This window comes from Dactylosporangium sp. NPDC049140, assembly GCF_040648435.1.
Genome location: NZ_JBEZDS010000041.1, coordinates 1 through 15,048, shown reverse-complemented (window position 1 = coordinate 15,048; position 15,048 = coordinate 1). Strand labels below are relative to the sequence as shown.

The following is a 15,048-nucleotide window of genomic DNA, read 5'->3' as shown; positions in this document are numbered from 1 at the left end:
AGTTCTTGGCGATCGGAGGATGCGCCATGACGACTGTCGAGCTGTATCCGACGCCACCCATCTGACTGGGTCAACCGCGGCGGTGGTGCGAGACTACGACCTGGTGGACCGGGCGGCCTCACCCCCGCCGTGACTGCTGCTGCAGGCGGGCACTGCGTCGCTATGACGGAGTAGCGCATGATTGCTCACGTGCCGGGCTGTTCCCGGTCGTGTCGGGGTGTGGGTTGCGCGCAGCGATGACAGTGAACACGGTGGCTACGAGGGCAAGTGCGCCGTATCCGAGGGCGATCTGCGGCAGTGAGAACGTGTTGGAGAGTTGGCCGGAGGCCAGGGCGGGGATAGCAGCACCGCTGTAGCAGAGTAGGTAGGTCGCGCTGAAGATCGGTGCCCGGTCGGCCGGGGTGCTGCCGCGCAGCAGGCCGCGGGTGGCGGCGCTGATGGCGATGCCTTGACCGGCGCCCGCGACGATGGTTGCGGTGATGAACGGTACCAGTGTGCCGGTGGCGATCGCGATGATGATGCCGATCCATCCGGCCAGGAAGATGATCATGCCGAGGCGTTCGGCGGCCGCGGATGTGAACCGGCCGCCGAGGGGAGCACCGAGAGCACTGGGACCCATGTAGGCGGCGAACACCAGCCCGAGGACGAGCGGGCTGCGCGTGTGGAGTTGATCTTCGACGAGAGCTGGCACGAAGGCCTGGTAGAAGGCCCCGGTCGCCCAGGTGGCCAGGAACACCGCTGCCGCGACGGGGAGCAGATGTCTGACCCGGGCCGGTACGCGGACGTGGGGTCGCAATGACGACCAAGCGCCCGGCGACGGAGTTGCAGTCTCCGGGCTGACAGCGACGAGTGCGGCAGACAGGAGGAGGAGGCCGACGGCAACTAGGTAGATGAGCTCGCGTGGCCAGGGGCCGAACTGGACCAGGGCTCCGGAGGCTATGGCGCCGACGGCGAGGCCGAGCATGACTGTCTGGCTGGAGGCGACGGAGGCCAGCCAGGCCGGCTTGGCCGGTGCGGCATCGACGATGTAGGAGGTGAGGCTGGTGCTGGCCAGCCCGGCCCCGAGGCCCATCAGGAGCCGACCGGCGATCAGGATGCCGATGTCGTGCACGTTCAGCAACAGCAGACAGCCCAGCACAAGCAGTCCGAGGCTCGCGATCGAGGTGGGCCGGCGGCCGAGATGATTGGACAGCCGTCCCGTCATCAACAGTGTGGTGAGAGTGGCAGCGGAGTAGGCGACGACGGTCATCGAGATGCCGGCGTTGGTGAACCCGTCCTCGGCCCGGTAGATGTTGAAAAGCGGGATCGTCGAGCCCACCGCGGCAAACGCGGCCGCCAGGGATGCCACCGCAGATAAGAAAGCCAGCCGGAGCGTTCCGCCCTGGCTGACCTGGTTGATCACAGGTGCCACGTTCTGCATCTTTCTCTTGTTCTGAACTAGGCCGGGCCGCGAATGCGCCGGATGGCGACCCACACGACGCCGGAAGGGAGACCTCAGCCTTTCGGTCGGGTTGCAGGCGGCGACGACATCGCCGAGGGCCGCGACGTTGCCGATGCCCCTCCGCAGCCGACCAGCCCGGACCCGCTGGACGACTCGAACCGCGTCCGAACGCCGACGGCTACGTCACGTCGTGCTCGAACGCGGTGAGCTGCTCGTCGCCCTGCCCCCCGCGGGTTTGTGTTGGGGGTAGGCGCCGGCCCCGGGATGGACCTTGTCGATGAGATCAAGGTATTCCGGGTTGCGGGCAATGAACTCACCCACGACCGGGCAGATGACGGTGATCTTCTTCCCGCTCTCGCGAATCTCGTTCAACACGCGAGCGACGAGTTCCGTCGCCACCCGATGGTTGCGGTAGGCGTGGTCGACCCAGGTCGACAGCAGCACGACACGGCCGCCCACGAACCGATACGTGAGCTCGGCGATGGCGTCAGCACCGAGGACGGCGACCCATCGGCCGTGCTCCGCGTCGTTGATGACATCGAGCCCCCAGCTGGACTCCACCTCGCTGAGACCTGCCTTGTCCAGAGCAGCGACGAGCGCCGCGTTGTTCTCTTCGCGGGTGGCCGCCTCGGCGTCAAGATTGATCGTCATCGTCACACGTTCTGTCGGGGGAGACTGTTGGTCGCTCCCGGGTGCTCGGGGTCGATGAGGTCGGCGTACTCGGGGTTGTTCTCGATGAAGGTGCGCACAATCGGGCACATGATGGTGACCGTCTTGCCTTGCGCGCGTACATCGTCCAGCACACGTCGGATCAGCTCGGTGGCGATGCCCTGTTTGCGGAATTCGGGGAACACCGAGGTTGCCTGCAACACGAGTCGGTCGTCGCCAGCGACGTCGTAGGTCAGCCCGGCCACCTCTCGGTCCCCGACGACGGCGTCGTAGATTCCGGCTTCCTCGTCCTTAACGACCTCGAAGACGTAGCGGGTCGGCTCGGTCGGGTCGGTCATGGGGGGTATCCCTTCGTTGACGGTCATCAGATCGCTCTCGGGCCGTGGCGGTAGTCGTACTCGCCCCGCCGCATGTCGTCGACGGAGGTGCAGGCCGATCCATCGACGCAGTTCCCGCTCTGCGGGGTCATGCTCGCGCTAGGTGTGCCAAGTCCTTACGGGCGAACGCGGATGATCGTCTTTCCCTTGGCCCGCTCGGTCGGATTGAACGCCGCAACGGCATCATCGAGGGTCGCGACGTTGCCGATGACCGTCCGCAGACGTCCGTCCCGCACCCGCTGGACAATCTCATTCAGCTGGGTGCGATCGGACACGACGACGAAGTCGATCGCCAGGCCGTCCGCAGGCCGCGCCGCCGGCGGGCCGGCGATCGTCACCAGTGCTCCTCCGGCTCGAACCAGCCCTGCCGACCGCTTCCCGATGTCACCGCCAATCACGTCGAACACCAGATCGACTCCGCCGACGTCGTCCAGTGAGTCGTTATCGAGGTCGACGAACTCCTTCGCGCCGAACTCGAGTGCCGTCTCACGGTCGGCAGCACGTCCGGTACCGATGACGTAGGCACCGGCCTCACGCGCAAGCTGGGTAACCATCGATCCGACGCCGCCGGCCGCACCGTGCACAAGCACGCTCTGCCCCGCCTGAACACGACCGTGCTCGAACAGTCCCTGCCAAGCGGTCAGACCCGAGATCGGCAGGCTCGCGCCCACGGTGAAGTCGACGTCTCCCGGCAGCGGCGCAAGGTTACGCGCTTCCACGGCCGCGTACTCCGCCAGCGTGCCGTCACGGGTCCAGTCCGTGAGGCCGAACACCCGCTGTCCCACCGACAGGCCCGTCGTTCCGTACCCGAGGGCGCTGACCACACCGGCCAACTCGTGGCCGGGGATCGACGGCGTCCGGTCACGGCCGAGGCGATCCGTCCAGTTCGACGGCCACGTCAACTCTCCAGGAGTGAAGCCCGAGGCATGGACCTCGACGAGCACATCGTTCCCCGCCGCCTCCGGCCCGGGTCGCTCCGCCAGCGTCATCCCGGCCGTTCCCGCGGCCTGATCCGTCACCACAATCGCCTTCATCCGGCACCTCCCTGTATCCAGTCCCCGCCGCCAAACTGCGGGGGCGGCTATGTGGACGATTTCGTCCAGTATAGCGCCAGTACGGGGCGCGCGGCCAGACGAGGACGTATCGCCACGACCATCAGACGCGCTGTGCCAAGCCAATGGTGGCCAGCGAGTGCTACCAGATCGATGCCTGTCTGGACGTTGTAGTCCAGTTAATTGATGCCGGATTGTGGGCCGCTACGCCCTCACCGCGGAGAACCTCATCACCGAATCGCATGATGTCGCCATGGGTAGGTACCACATCGGCATATCCATCGGCCGAGTAGAAGCACGGGTGGCGGTGGGATTGCGGGCCGCCCGGCCGCAGGAAGAGGGGGGATGCCTGGCGGTCATCACCCGCGGTTCGGCAGGCGCAGACGTGACAGCCGACTCTCCCTGTTTGTACTGGTTGAACGGTCCGACCACAACTGACTGGACGGACTCGTCCAGTGCAGCTCGGTGTCGCTCTGCGAGCGCCTGGCGGTGCGGTCGCAGAGGCCGGTACGCCTGCGGGCGTGGAAATGCACACACGATGGCCGATGGGACGCCTCACGGGATGTCGATGGTTGACCAATCGAGACGAAATCGTCCAGATGTGGCTAGGTGGCTGCACACGTCCACGTTCACCGGCGCCCATGCGCGGCCGCGGCGCCCCTCGCTGATGCCTTGACCTGGTTCGTGCGGCGGTCCTGTCAGTACCATGGCAGTGTGGAGGAGAGCTCGCAGACGGCCGCAGCCGCGCGGTTGACGGCGCGTGGCGCGAAGACGAGGTCTCAAATCGTCGCCACCGCCGCCGATCTGATGCGCGTGCGAGGAGTCGGTGGAACGACTCTGGACGATGTCGTCTCAGCGAGCAACGTCAGTAAATCGCAGCTGTACCGACACTTTGAAGACAAGCCAGCGCTGGTACGGGCAGTGATCGAGTTTGTGGGCGAGCGAACGATAACCGGTGAGCGAGAACGCCTGGAGAAGGTGAGGACGTTCGCGGGCCTGCGACGTTGGCGAGATGCACTTGTCGCGCGCAATGCCCTGCAAGACGGCCGGTACGGGTGCCCTTTGGGCTCCCTGGCGAACGAGGTTTCCGATCAGGACTCAGTCGCGCGCAGGAAGCTCCACGACCTGTTCATGGCTTGGCAAGAACTCTTCGAAGATCTCCTTCGCCGGTTTCAGCAGGAAGGTGTCATTCCGCAGGACGTCGACGTGGCCCAACTTGCGACGGGGTTCGTGGCGGCTGTCCAGGGGGGCTACCTGTTGGCGCAGACCTCCCGCGACGTCACGCCGATGGCTTCCGCGATCGACATGGCCATAACACATCTGCACCTGCTCGCCCGCGAGCAGGATGAAGCATCGTAGCGGGAAGTACGTGTTCGCTCATGCTGCCCTGCTGCCGAGGATCACGGCCGGCGCGCGAGCACACTGCCCAGGTGAGGAGCCGCTCGAACAGGTCGGCGCGTGGGTCTGGTGGTGGTCAGCGGCGTGGTCGCGCTGCCGTAGCAGGGTGGGGCGGATTGATCCGCTTGTCGTGGGCCTCGTCGCGGTCTTGCCGTAGACGTACTTGTCGAGCCTTCCCCGTTGGCCCGGGTCCGTTTCGCGCTCACCAGCGCTCCCGCGCTTCGCGGGCGCGGCGGGCAATGTACTCGTCCACCGGCTCAGGCAGGATGCGGCGGTACTTGCCGTCCTTGATGGAACGCAGCTCGTGGGCGGCGATGAGCATCTTCACCTTTGAGGTGCCGTAGCCCAGCAGCATCGCCACGTCGCGCGTGGAATACCACTTCGGCTGCAGGTTCCCCCGTCTCGACAGTCATGGCTGGTCGCGGCGGGCGCGGCCGCAAGGGCAACCACGAGCGGGAACCACGCAACCGACTCACCCGCTGCGCCACCCGGATACGCGTCGACCCGTCGTCCGACCTGCCCGCGGTGATCGGCGAACCGATCCACGAGCCAGGACACCCAGGCCCGTTGGACGACGGGTCGACGCTGACCGCGACGGTGCACATGCGCTTCACCAAGGTCTCGCCCCGGCTCACTCATCGTTGCTGGGTGGCCAGCCATTCGTCGAAGGTGGTGGGGGCGATCTCGGCGTCGGCCGCGGGCAGCAGGACGTCGCCGGCCGCGGTCTCGTCGAAGATGCCGCCGTGCCAGGTCGGCACGAGCCGGATGCTCCTGCCCTGCCCGGCGAGCGTGCGACGGGCCATGTCGATCAGGTCCTGCGGCTCGGCTCCGGCGATGTCGCGGTGGCGGCCCTGCGGGGCGCCGATGGCGACCCGGGCAAGGATGTTCGCGACGTCGGCGGGGGCGATCGGCTGCATCAGCAGCGGCGGCAGCTGCGCGACCCCGTCCTGTTCGACCCAGCCGGCGACCATCGCCGGGAAGTCGTGGAACTGCGTCGCGGGAACGATGGTGTACGGGATCGGCCCGGCCTCGACCGCCGCCTCCTGGGCGCGCTTGCCCGCCATATGGGCGTTGCCGGGCACGGTGCGCACCCCGGCGATGGACAGCAGGACGTGGTGGCCGACCCCAGCTCGCTGTTCGGCGGCGAGCAGGTTGGCCGTGGCGGCAGTGAAGAAGCCGACGGCCTCGGCCTCGGTCGCGGCGTTGGTGCTGGCGGCGTCGACGACCACGTCCACCCCGGCCAGGGCTTCGTCGAGGCCGGTGCCGGCGACGACGTCCACACCGTGGGTCCGGCTGATGGGCACGACATCGTGCCCATCGTGTTGCAGGGCGGCGACGGTCAGGGAGCCGATCCGTCCGGTGGCCCCAACAACGGCTACTCGCATCTTGGCAGCTCCTTGCCTATTGCGGATATCAGAGGTCCATAATAGCAGTGTGGCTAGGCTGGGCGCGTGAAACTGCCTGAGAGTGCGGAGTGGGTTCTGCACTGCGTCGCCTCCCTGGCGCAGCTGGACGGCGGCGCTACGGCGAGCGCCGCCCAGCTCGCGGAGCACTTCGGCGTTCCCGCGCCCTACCTGGCCAAACAGCTGGCACACCTGGTCCGCGCCGGGGTGCTGACCGCAACGACGGGCCCGCGGGGCGGGTTTCGGCTAGCCCGGCCCACGTCGCAGATCACCGTGCTGGACGTGATCGAGGCTGTCGACGGCGGTGCAGACCCGTACCAGTGTCGGGAGATCAGGCAGCAGGGGCGTGGTGCGCTGCCCGCCGAGGACTGCACCGAGCCGTGCGTCCTGGCCACGACGATGAGCGCGGCCCACGAGGCATGGCGAGCCAGTCTGGCAGCGGTCAGCCTGGCCGACGTCATCGGCACGCTGCCCGCTGACGTCCCCGCCCGAACCCGTCGGCTGCTCTCCCGCACCTGAGCACCGGCCATCAGGTCGAGCCGACCGGGATCCGGCCGGCGTTCGCGCCGGTGCCCCGGCCCGGTCCGTCGGCGGCGGGCAGGTCGGCGATGCGGTCCTCGACGGCCGTGAACGGCCGAGGCGGCAGCGCTAACGGCCCGGGACGGGACGGGACGGGACGGGACGGACAGGTCGACCCGGCGCCGCGACCCCACGACGGTGACCAGCCGGCGTTCGTCGCTCACCGCGCGCGCCGCTTCGTCGGCCGTGCAAGCACCATGAATCCCGGTCCTCGATGTCGTGGCGGCGCCGAGCGGGATCGCCCGGTGTCACGTGCCCGCCCATCGTCGGACCGCCACCTTGCCGACTTCTTGTCGTGCCGACGCCGCTGCGGCACCGAGCCGGACAGCGGCTGCAGGGTGCGGCGCGGCCAGGAGCGGGCCGCAACCCGGAGCTGTCCCGCCGAAGTGACGGATTCCTGACGTATTGATCGTCCGTACTCGACGGTCTTCCCTGGCAAAACACTCACCCACATCGATCGCAGCAACGCGACAGGGAGTACACGATGAACCGGAACCTCAAGAAGCTCGCCGTGAGCGTCGCCGCCACGGTCGCGGCGGTGGCCGGCGCGGTCGCCATCAGCCCCGGGACCGCGCACGCCTCCGGCAACTTCACCGCGTGGCTGTCGCCCGCGTCCAACCCGTACATCTTCGCGGACGTGCAAAGCGCCTCGACCAGCACGCTGGCGCCGGTGATCCTCTACCACTGGACGGGCGGCAACAACCAGAAGTGGGTCTTCTGGCAGCAGGCCAGCGGCTACTACTTGATCCAGAACCTGAACAGCGGCAAGTGCCTGTGGAGCGACGGCGTGTCCGGTCACCAGGTGCTCCAGGTTCCCTGCGACGGCAACCAGTACGAGCTGTGGAGCACCGGCCTGACGACCGACTACATCGGCCGGACCATCCAGAACGTCTCCAGCGGCCTCTACCTGGAGGTGTACCAGGACGCGCGCGGCGACGGCGCGAAGCTCGACACGTACTGGTGGAACGGCGGCAACAACCAGTACTTCCAGGCCACTCCGGCCTGATCGGACCGGACGGGATCGCGGGGGCCATCGGGGACCTCCGCGATCCCGTCGTCTTCGTCAACGACAGTCGAACGGGCCGAAGACCAGCAGTGTGCCGGATCGATGCCGCCTCGCAGCAGGATCTCCCAGACCGTAGACCGGACGGACCAGCAGACGCAGCTCCCGCACCACGTCGCGCGGTACCTGGTGCAGCAGCGCGGCCAGCAACGCCCGGTCGCTCGGATCGAACCGCGGACGCTGCTCTCCGAGCTGGCGCTGCAGCACCATGATCTGGTGGCCGATGGGGCTGGTCTGATCACCTGGGATGTGTCCGCGGGCCGAACGGAGGATCGTGCGCTACCGGAGGCCATGCCTACAGGAGGGCATGCCGGGACGCCCAGTCGCGTACCGCCGCTGCGATCGCTTCCGGCTGGTCTTCGGGCGCGTGGTGGCCGGCGAGGCCGAGCTGCTCGATCTCGAGCTCGGCGATGTTGTTCGCGCACCAGTCGACAATCTCCGGTCCCATCATCGCGCCGGGGCCTGGTTGGAACGCGAGCAGCAGCTTAGGTACCTCTGTGCTTGCGGCCAGCCAGGTGTCGTACCGCTCGATGCGCGCCACGATGTCGGCGGGCTCGCCGCCGAGCGGCATGGATCGCGGCCACTGGAGCAACGGCCGGCGGCTTTCCGGCGTCGGGTACGGATCCAGGTACACCTTGAGATCGTCGTCGCCGAGACCGCTCGCGACGGTGAACGGCAGCAGCTGCGTCAGGAATGCGTTGTTGTCGAGGATCATGGTTTCGCCGACGCCCGGTGTTTTGATCGACCGGAACAGGTCGCGGCCGCCCTCGGGGAACTCCTCCCACGCCATCGGCTTCACGATCGTCTCCATGAACGCCAGGCCGCGCACGCGCCCGGGGTGCCGCGTGGCCCAGTCGAATGCGAGCGCGCCGCCCCAGTCGTGGCCGACCAGCACGATGCTGTCCAGGCCGAGCGCGTCGATCCAGGCGTCCAGGTATCTCGCGTGGTCGTCGAAGGTGTACGCGAGGTCGGGCTTGCCGGACTCGCCCATGCCGATGAGGTCCGGTGCGAGCCGCCGGCCGGAGCTGACCGCCGGCATGACGTGCCGCCACAGGTACGAGGAGGTGGGGTTGCCGTGGAGGAACACGATCGGGTGCCCGGTGCCGAGTTCCCGGTGGAACATCGTCGAGTTGAGAATACGAGTAGTGGGCATGACATGACCTTTCAGAGGTTAAGGCTGAGGATGCGGTCGACCGCGATCTCGATCACGACGCGGTCGGGTGGGGCGGGCGGAACAGACTGGTACCGCCACAGGTAGTGGCGCACCCCCTCGGCGATCCGCGCCGGGTCGTCGGACGCCGTCGCGGCGCCTTCGAGGGTGATCCAACGGAATCCCGCGACCTGGCACACTGCGATGCGGCCGTCGGGACGCCACGCGATGTTGCGGGCCTTACGGCTGGACGCGACGGTCAGTACCCGGGCCAGGCCGGCGGCCGGGTCCCAGGTGAATCGGACGGCCGTGACGTGTGGCGAACTGTCCGGCCGCAGGGTCGTCAGCGTGCACAGGTGCGGCTCGGCGAGGAACGCCGCGGCGCGCGGCGACGGCGGCTGCATTGCCGCGGCGCGATGGCCGCGAGCTGCGGGCCGTGTCATGACTTCTTCCCGATGGCCTCGCGCCAGATCAGCCCGACGATGCTCGGCCTCACCTCGGTGGTGATCACCGCCATGGCGCGCCGGACGAACCGGTCGTCGGTCAGCTGCGCCACCATGCTCGCCGCGAGATCCGTGCGCGCAGTGAACAGCCCGTCCGCGACGTTCTCCGCAACGTGGTACCGCGTGACGCTTGGGTGGTCGAACAGCCCGGACGGCCGGGCGATCGTCCAGTCCAGGTCGCTGGTGCGGACGAGGGCCTCCATACGGCGCATGTCCTCGTGCGCCGTGCGGCCCAGCCTGCGGTTGACCAGCGGGTCCATGACGTTGTTGAAGAAGAATTCACCGGTCGGTCGCCACGTCGGATCCATGACGCTGGAACTGACCGTGACGATCCGCTTCACCCCGTGGCGGTGCATCGCCGCCACAATGTTCGCGTTGCCCTGGGAGTACACGGTGATCGGTTGAGGGGAGAGCGGGACCCCCAGACTGGACAGAACTGCGTCGCTGCCGGCGACGGCACGTTCGACGGCGGCGGGGTCGGTCACGTCGGCCGTGACCACGGTGAGGCCGGCGCGGGGCTGGATGGTACCCGGGCGGCGGCTTACCGCGGTGACCTCGTGGCCGGCGGCCAGGGCCTGCTCGGTGAGCTGGCGGCCGGTCGGTCCGTTGGCGCCGAAGATGACAGTGCGCATGTGCTCGCTCCTCGTTGCGGGGTTGATGGCGTTGACGGTCCCGCGCGAGGAGCGCAATATTCAACCGTGCTGAATAAAACTCGGGGCCGGCCCCGTGGCAACCCCGAGACCAAAGCCCGCATCGCCGAGGCCGCCCGCGAGCTGTTCCGAGAGCACGGCTACAAGGGCACGACGGTCCGCGCCATCGCCGCCACGGCCGGCGTCGACTCGGCGCTCATCAGCTACCACTTCGGCTCCAAGCAGGGCCTGTTCGGCCAGTCGCTGAACTTGTTGTGCCTGGAGTCCACCGCCCTCGACCAGGCCTTGCCGGGCGACCAAGCCGGCCTCGCCGACCGGCTGCTGACCGCCGTTACGACCTTGTGGGACGCCACCGCGCCGACCGAAAACCGTATAGCGTTGCAGGACGACGACACGATGCGCGCCTTCCGCGGGTACCTGGAAAGTGAGCTACTCGTCCGCATTGCTGAATTTCTCGGCGGCCCCGACGCGACCGAACGCGCCACCGCCGCGGTCGGCGTGATCGGCGGCCTGATCTTCACGCGATATCTGAACCCGATCCGTCCCATCGCTGCCCTGCCCTCGGCCGAGGTACAGCGCATCTTCGGCCCGGCATTGCGGGCCGCCCTCCACGCCCGAGCCCGCCAGCGCTGAGCAGATCACTGTCTATAGAGGACACCGGAGGGCACAACTCGCATTTGTTGGGAACTCTAAGCCTTGCGGAGCAGCAAGTAGCCCTGCGGACATGACTCTGATTCCTCAGGCGGGCGGCTGCCCTGAAACACCATGTCGAGGCCGGCGGCCCCGGCCAGGTCCAGCATTTCCCGGGCGGGCAACCAGTACGAGTCGAACTCCACGCCGAGACCTGCGGACCGCCCGCTACGCCGGTGCCGACCGTCGCCGTCTTTGAAGGCGGTCACCATGTAGCCGCCTGGCCGGAGGACGCGCGCGAGTTCGGCGAATGCCACGGTGCGGGCCGTCGGGGCCAGGAAGATCAGCGAGTACCAGCACACCACGCCGGCCAGCGAAGCGTCCGGGAACGGCAGGTCGCGCAGGTCGCCCACCTCGAACGGGAACGCCGGATGGTCACGGCGGGCGACCTCGATCATGCCGGGAGAGAGGTCGACGCCGCGCGGCGAAAGATCGCGCGAGGCCAGATACGGCATGAGCCGGCCGGTCCCGCACCCGACGTCGGCCACCTCGGCGCCCAGGCCCGCGGCCAGGGTCAGTTCACTGAACAGGTCGAGCACCGCGCGCTCGGTCGGCATCGATTCCAGGACACCGCTCAGACGTTCCGCATACCAGCCTGCCAGCACGTCGTGCGCGTGGCGCAGTTCTTCAGTTTGAGCATCCACGATCCGCGACCCTATCGGTCAAGCGTCGACCGGGCCCGCGTCGGCTGGCAGCAACAACAGCCAACCCGAGCGTCATGGGTGTCCTACGGCCGCCTGTAGGCGTGGCCGACGCCCACAGCGGACTCCAGGCCGTCTGGCGCACCGGTGCGCGCCGGCCGCTGGCCGCCGTCGAGGACCGGCTCGGCAGACCTCCGCGCGTCGCCTGCCACTACCTGTTCCAGCGCCTCCAACCGCGCGTGGAGGGCGGGGATCAACTCGGCCAGCCCGACCTCGCCGTCCATCTTCGCCCGCGCCGCGGCGGCGCCGACCGGCACATGGACCGGTCCCGGCGCGGAGACCGCGACCGTGGCCGTCATCGTGGGGGCGGACGCGGAGATGCCGGTGATGGAGACGCCGGTCGGGGCGCCCGCGTACGAGTGCGAACTGGGAGTGCTCGTCGGACTGAACGAGGTGTTCGCGGTGCTTCCGGGGTAGGAGTCGCCGGGGTCGCCGCGGTTCGCCGACCACTCGAGGTCCCGCTGATTGTCGGCCTGCACCAGTCCCACCATGTAGTGAGACTCGTCGGTGTTGTCCGGCTGCTTCTCGTCGACGTGCAGGATCACCAGCCCTTCGCCAGGCAGCGAGGCGTCGTAGCACGTCGCCGCCGCCACCCCATGAACCGCTGCCCATCAGACACCAGTTGCCGATGCCCTCCGCAGTGCCGTCGATGTCGTACAGGTCGGGGAAGCCGAACAGCAGATGTCCCAACTCGTGGGCGCAGACACCGATTCGGGCGTCCTCGGGGATGGTCAGATAAGCGAAGATGCGCGTGCCGTCCGCGTTGTAGGCGCTCGGCAGGGTCCACTTGTGCGACCAGAGGTCTCCGGGGTTACCAGTGACTTCGCCGCCCTGTCCCGCGTGAATGAGGGCGGCATTGTGACGTTTCCCGGCGGCTCGCTTGCGGTCGTGGTAGGCCCGGGAGGGTGGATGCGCGAGGCTGGCGAACGCGGCGAGGAAGAACGCGCGTTTGAGCTGTTTGTTGCCGCCTTTGGGTGGATGCTCGCCGCGGATGCTGGTGCCGGAGCGTCGGGTGACCGGGGCGAGGCCTGCGTAGGCGGCCAGGTGTCCCGGGGTCGGGAACGCGGTGCCGTCGCCGACTTCGAGGAGGATGCGGGCTGCGGTCCTGATCCCGATGCCGGGCATCGAGGTCAGGACCTTGGCAAGAGGGTGTGCATCAAGCATCCCCTCGACCTCGCCGGCGACCTGGTCACGCTGGCGGAGGACGTCGCGGAAGCTGTCGGCCAGCCTCGGGAGGACCTTCTCGGCCGCGGCGGTGCCAGGAACGGTCACGGTCTGCTCGTCCAGGGCGGTCAGGACCTGCTCGACGAGGCGTCCGCCCATCCGCGGGGCGTGCTTGGCGGCGATCTCGGCGAGTTTGCGGCGGCCGGCCTTGCGCAGCCCGGCTGGTCGACCACCACCAGGACCCGACCATGCCGGGCGAGCCGATCAAACACCTGCCGCAGCTGCATCCCCACATCGGGGACGATCAACAAGGTAACGGGCGACGACGTCGTACTCGGGAGTGGGTACCGCGCCGCCCGAGCGCGTCCACCATCGGGGCGGAAGTCACGTCCGGAGGTAACTCAGGCGCGATGGACGATCGATTGACGACTGCCCCGGACTCGCAGCCGTCCCTCATGTCGCCGGTGCGTCGTCCGTGAGCGTTCGCGTCCCGGACAGCCTGTCCTAGCTGACGTCGCGGGTGTCGGGCGGAAGGCCCAGCCGGTCGTCCTCCGCCACGGTGTTGAGCTGGTCGCGAAGCTTGGCGCCCGTCGCCAGGCCGAGCACCGCGATGACCTGCTCCTGCGCTGTCTGCCACAGCTCGTACGCTTTCTCGAACTTCCGTCGCCCCTCGTCGGTGAGGGTGATGTTGACGCTGCGCCGGTCGTTCGCGTCCTTGTCTAGACGGATGAGGCCGTCGCGCTGCAGCGGGCGCAGTGAATGCCCGAGTCCCGAACGGTCCAGCACCAGCACGTGTGCCAGCTCGTTGAGCGTGGCTGGGCCGCCGACGGCGAGCTGGCTGAGGATCGCGTACTGCGTCGAGCGGAGACCGGCGGGCGTCAAGATGCCGTCGTAGAGCGCTGTCAACCGCCGCGACGCCTTACGGGCCGCCGTGGCGTAACACTCCTGCACTGCCGACTTGGCCGCGTGCATCCCGGTACCTCCCTTGCGCGTCCGTGCAGTCGTCAACGCCGGTGACCGGCCGGGCATGCCGGCAAGTACGGGCATGTGCCCATAATCACTATGGGCACATGCCCCCATATTCTGTGGTTGTACCTACCGCAGCCGAGAACCCGGCCCGAAGGGAAACCATGATGGCGAGCAACATCCTGATCACCGGCGCGTCCGGCAAGACCGGCGGATACGCCGCGAAGGTCCTGCTCGAGCAGGGCCATCACGTGCGGGCGCTGGTGCGCCGCACCGACGAGAGGTCGGACCGGCTGGCCACAGTCGGCGCCGAGATCGTTGTGGCCGACCTGCTCGACCTCAACGCGGTGTCGAAGGCGGCCAGGGGAATCGACGCCGCGTACCTGACCTATCCGATCGCCCCCGGGCTGATCGAGGCCAGCGCGATCCTGCTGCAGGCTGCCGAGGAGAACAACGTCTCGACCATCGTGAACATGTCGCAGATCTCGGCCCGGCGAGACGCCGTCAGCGACGCCGCCCGCCAACACTGGATCGCCGAACGGCTCCTCGACCACTTCAGCGGCGGGGTCACCCACATCCGGCCCACGTTCTTCGCCGAATGGCTGGTCAACTTCTTCGACGTCGCGACCGGGGAGCTGCGACTGCCCTTCGCCGACGCCCGCCACGCTCCCATCGCCGCCGAGGACCAGGGCCGTGTCATCGCGGCGCTCCTGGCCGATCCGCGGCAGCACGCTGGCAAGATCTACCCGCTTTACGGTCCCGTCGAGATGAACCACCACCAGATCGCCGAGGCGATGACCCGCGCCCTGGGCCGCACAGTGTCCTACGTGCCGATCAGCCTCGACGAATTCCGCGCCGACCTGGAGAAGCGCGGCCTCGATCCGCACTTCATTCAACACCTGATCGCCGTGGCCGTCGACTACCGCAACGGCATTTTCGCCGGCGCCGACAACACCGTGGAACACCTTACCGGCCGGGCTCCCCTCACTGTCGAAGCCTTCACCGAACGCAACAAGCACTACCTGGACGGCACCGCCGACTGGAACAACCGCTGATTCGTGTTACGGCTGCCGACCCCGCGTCCCGGCCGCGGCCGGGGATCGGACCGGTGGTGCGGGTGGTGTATCGGGTGATTGGTACTGACAAGGGGTCCGGCAACGGTCGGGCCTTGCCACGATCTCGTCCGTGCGAAGCAAGCAACCGGCCTCGGTCCGGCTGACCCTCGTCGTCGCCGCGTTCGTC

General features: G+C 68.2%; 18 protein-coding genes and 2 pseudogenes. 5 read left to right on the top strand and 15 right to left on the bottom strand.

Features of this window, described 5'->3' with window-relative positions:
* Window positions 1–160: 160 nt before the first annotated feature.
* The 4 genes from AB0B76_RS43135 to AB0B76_RS43120 all read right to left on the bottom strand — a co-directional run bounded on the left by AB0B76_RS43135 (window position 161) and on the right by AB0B76_RS43120 (window position 3,521).
* Window positions 161–1,402, bottom strand: coding sequence for an MFS transporter (locus AB0B76_RS43135; protein ID WP_360386899.1), 1,242 nt, complete (start codon window positions 1,400–1,402; stop codon window positions 161–163).
* A 222-nt stretch (window positions 1,403–1,624) separates the two neighbouring features.
* Window positions 1,625–2,092 carry a GNAT family N-acetyltransferase gene (locus AB0B76_RS43130; RefSeq protein WP_360386896.1) on the bottom strand — a complete coding sequence of 156 codons (468 nt, stop codon included), beginning with the start codon at window positions 2,090–2,092 and terminating at the stop codon, window positions 1,625–1,627.
* Window positions 2,093–2,094: 2 nt separating this feature from the next.
* A complete protein-coding gene (locus tag AB0B76_RS43125; protein WP_360386893.1) occupies window positions 2,095–2,448 on the bottom strand; it encodes a GNAT family N-acetyltransferase in 354 nt (117 codons plus the stop codon).
* A 155-nt stretch (window positions 2,449–2,603) separates the two neighbouring features.
* On the bottom strand, window positions 2,604–3,521 hold the full coding sequence (locus AB0B76_RS43120; protein WP_360386890.1) for an NADP-dependent oxidoreductase: 918 nt from the start codon (window positions 3,519–3,521) through the stop codon (window positions 2,604–2,606).
* Window positions 3,522–4,253: 732 nt separating this feature from the next.
* Here AB0B76_RS43120 and AB0B76_RS43115 point away from each other — a divergent pair.
* Window positions 4,254–4,898: a TetR family transcriptional regulator C-terminal domain-containing protein gene (locus AB0B76_RS43115; RefSeq protein WP_360386888.1), complete on the top strand. Its 645-nt coding sequence runs from the start codon at window positions 4,254–4,256 to the stop codon at window positions 4,896–4,898.
* A gap of 241 nt (window positions 4,899–5,139) precedes the next feature.
* Here AB0B76_RS43115 and AB0B76_RS43110 read toward each other — a convergent pair whose 3' ends face one another.
* Together AB0B76_RS43110 and AB0B76_RS43105 are read right to left on the bottom strand one after the other, a co-directional pair.
* Complete coding sequence (locus AB0B76_RS43110; protein WP_360387103.1) at window positions 5,140–5,346, bottom strand: excisionase family DNA-binding protein; 207 nt, start codon at window positions 5,344–5,346, stop codon at window positions 5,140–5,142.
* A 226-nt stretch (window positions 5,347–5,572) separates the two neighbouring features.
* Entirely contained in the window at window positions 5,573–6,322 is a 750-nt protein-coding gene (locus AB0B76_RS43105; RefSeq protein ID WP_360386885.1) for an SDR family oxidoreductase, read from the bottom strand.
* A gap of 66 nt (window positions 6,323–6,388) precedes the next feature.
* On the opposite strand from AB0B76_RS43105, the gene AB0B76_RS43100 reads away from it, so the two are divergent.
* Together AB0B76_RS43100 and AB0B76_RS43095 are read left to right on the top strand one after the other, a co-directional pair.
* A complete protein-coding gene (locus tag AB0B76_RS43100) occupies window positions 6,389–6,859 on the top strand; it encodes an Rrf2 family transcriptional regulator (RefSeq protein WP_360386883.1) in 471 nt (156 codons plus the stop codon).
* Between the two features lie 544 nt (window positions 6,860–7,403).
* The gene (locus AB0B76_RS43095) at window positions 7,404–7,925 is read left to right on the top strand and encodes an RICIN domain-containing protein (RefSeq protein ID WP_360386881.1); all 522 of its coding nucleotides are present in this window, start codon (window positions 7,404–7,406) and stop codon (window positions 7,923–7,925) included.
* Between the two features lie 57 nt (window positions 7,926–7,982).
* Here AB0B76_RS43095 and AB0B76_RS43090 read toward each other — a convergent pair whose 3' ends face one another.
* From AB0B76_RS43090 to AB0B76_RS43075, 4 genes are all read right to left on the bottom strand, one after another.
* Window positions 7,983–8,192 carry a hypothetical protein gene (locus AB0B76_RS43090; protein ID WP_360386878.1) on the bottom strand — a complete coding sequence of 70 codons (210 nt, stop codon included), beginning with the start codon at window positions 8,190–8,192 and terminating at the stop codon, window positions 7,983–7,985.
* 85 nt (window positions 8,193–8,277) lie between these two features.
* Complete coding sequence (locus tag AB0B76_RS43085; RefSeq protein ID WP_360386875.1) at window positions 8,278–9,135, bottom strand: haloalkane dehalogenase; 858 nt, start codon at window positions 9,133–9,135, stop codon at window positions 8,278–8,280.
* An 11-nt stretch (window positions 9,136–9,146) separates the two neighbouring features.
* The gene (locus tag AB0B76_RS43080; protein WP_360386872.1) at window positions 9,147–9,575 is read right to left on the bottom strand and encodes a pyridoxamine 5'-phosphate oxidase family protein; all 429 of its coding nucleotides are present in this window, start codon (window positions 9,573–9,575) and stop codon (window positions 9,147–9,149) included.
* Window positions 9,572–10,267, bottom strand: coding sequence for an NAD(P)H-binding protein (locus AB0B76_RS43075; protein WP_360386869.1), 696 nt, complete (start codon window positions 10,265–10,267; stop codon window positions 9,572–9,574). Before AB0B76_RS43075 ends, AB0B76_RS43080 begins: the two co-directional genes overlap by 4 nt.
* Between AB0B76_RS43075 and AB0B76_RS43070 the strand changes: the two genes are divergently transcribed.
* Complete coding sequence (locus tag AB0B76_RS43070; protein ID WP_360386866.1) at window positions 10,268–10,918, top strand: TetR family transcriptional regulator; 651 nt, start codon at window positions 10,268–10,270, stop codon at window positions 10,916–10,918.
* A 56-nt stretch (window positions 10,919–10,974) separates the two neighbouring features.
* Here AB0B76_RS43070 and AB0B76_RS43065 read toward each other — a convergent pair whose 3' ends face one another.
* The 5 genes and pseudogenes from AB0B76_RS43065 to AB0B76_RS43045 all read right to left on the bottom strand — a co-directional run bounded on the left by AB0B76_RS43065 (window position 10,975) and on the right by AB0B76_RS43045 (window position 13,812).
* Complete coding sequence (locus tag AB0B76_RS43065; protein ID WP_360386863.1) at window positions 10,975–11,619, bottom strand: class I SAM-dependent methyltransferase; 645 nt, start codon at window positions 11,617–11,619, stop codon at window positions 10,975–10,977.
* An 83-nt stretch (window positions 11,620–11,702) separates the two neighbouring features.
* Window positions 11,703–12,269, bottom strand: coding sequence for a hypothetical protein (locus AB0B76_RS43060; RefSeq protein WP_360387108.1), 567 nt, complete (start codon window positions 12,267–12,269; stop codon window positions 11,703–11,705).
* A 49-nt stretch (window positions 12,270–12,318) separates the two neighbouring features.
* A pseudogene (locus AB0B76_RS43055) lies at window positions 12,319–12,465 on the bottom strand (immune inhibitor A domain-containing protein); the annotation flags it as partial.
* Window positions 12,466–12,519: 54 nt separating this feature from the next.
* Window positions 12,520–13,056, bottom strand: a pseudogene (locus AB0B76_RS43050) (transposase); the annotation flags it as partial.
* A 288-nt stretch (window positions 13,057–13,344) separates the two neighbouring features.
* A complete protein-coding gene (locus tag AB0B76_RS43045; RefSeq protein ID WP_360386860.1) occupies window positions 13,345–13,812 on the bottom strand; it encodes a MarR family transcriptional regulator in 468 nt (155 codons plus the stop codon).
* Between the two features lie 23 nt (window positions 13,813–13,835).
* On the opposite strand from AB0B76_RS43045, the gene AB0B76_RS43040 reads away from it, so the two are divergent.
* Complete coding sequence (locus AB0B76_RS43040; RefSeq protein ID WP_360386858.1) at window positions 13,836–14,861, top strand: NmrA family NAD(P)-binding protein; 1,026 nt, start codon at window positions 13,836–13,838, stop codon at window positions 14,859–14,861.
* The last annotated feature ends 187 nt before the right edge of the window (window positions 14,862–15,048 follow it).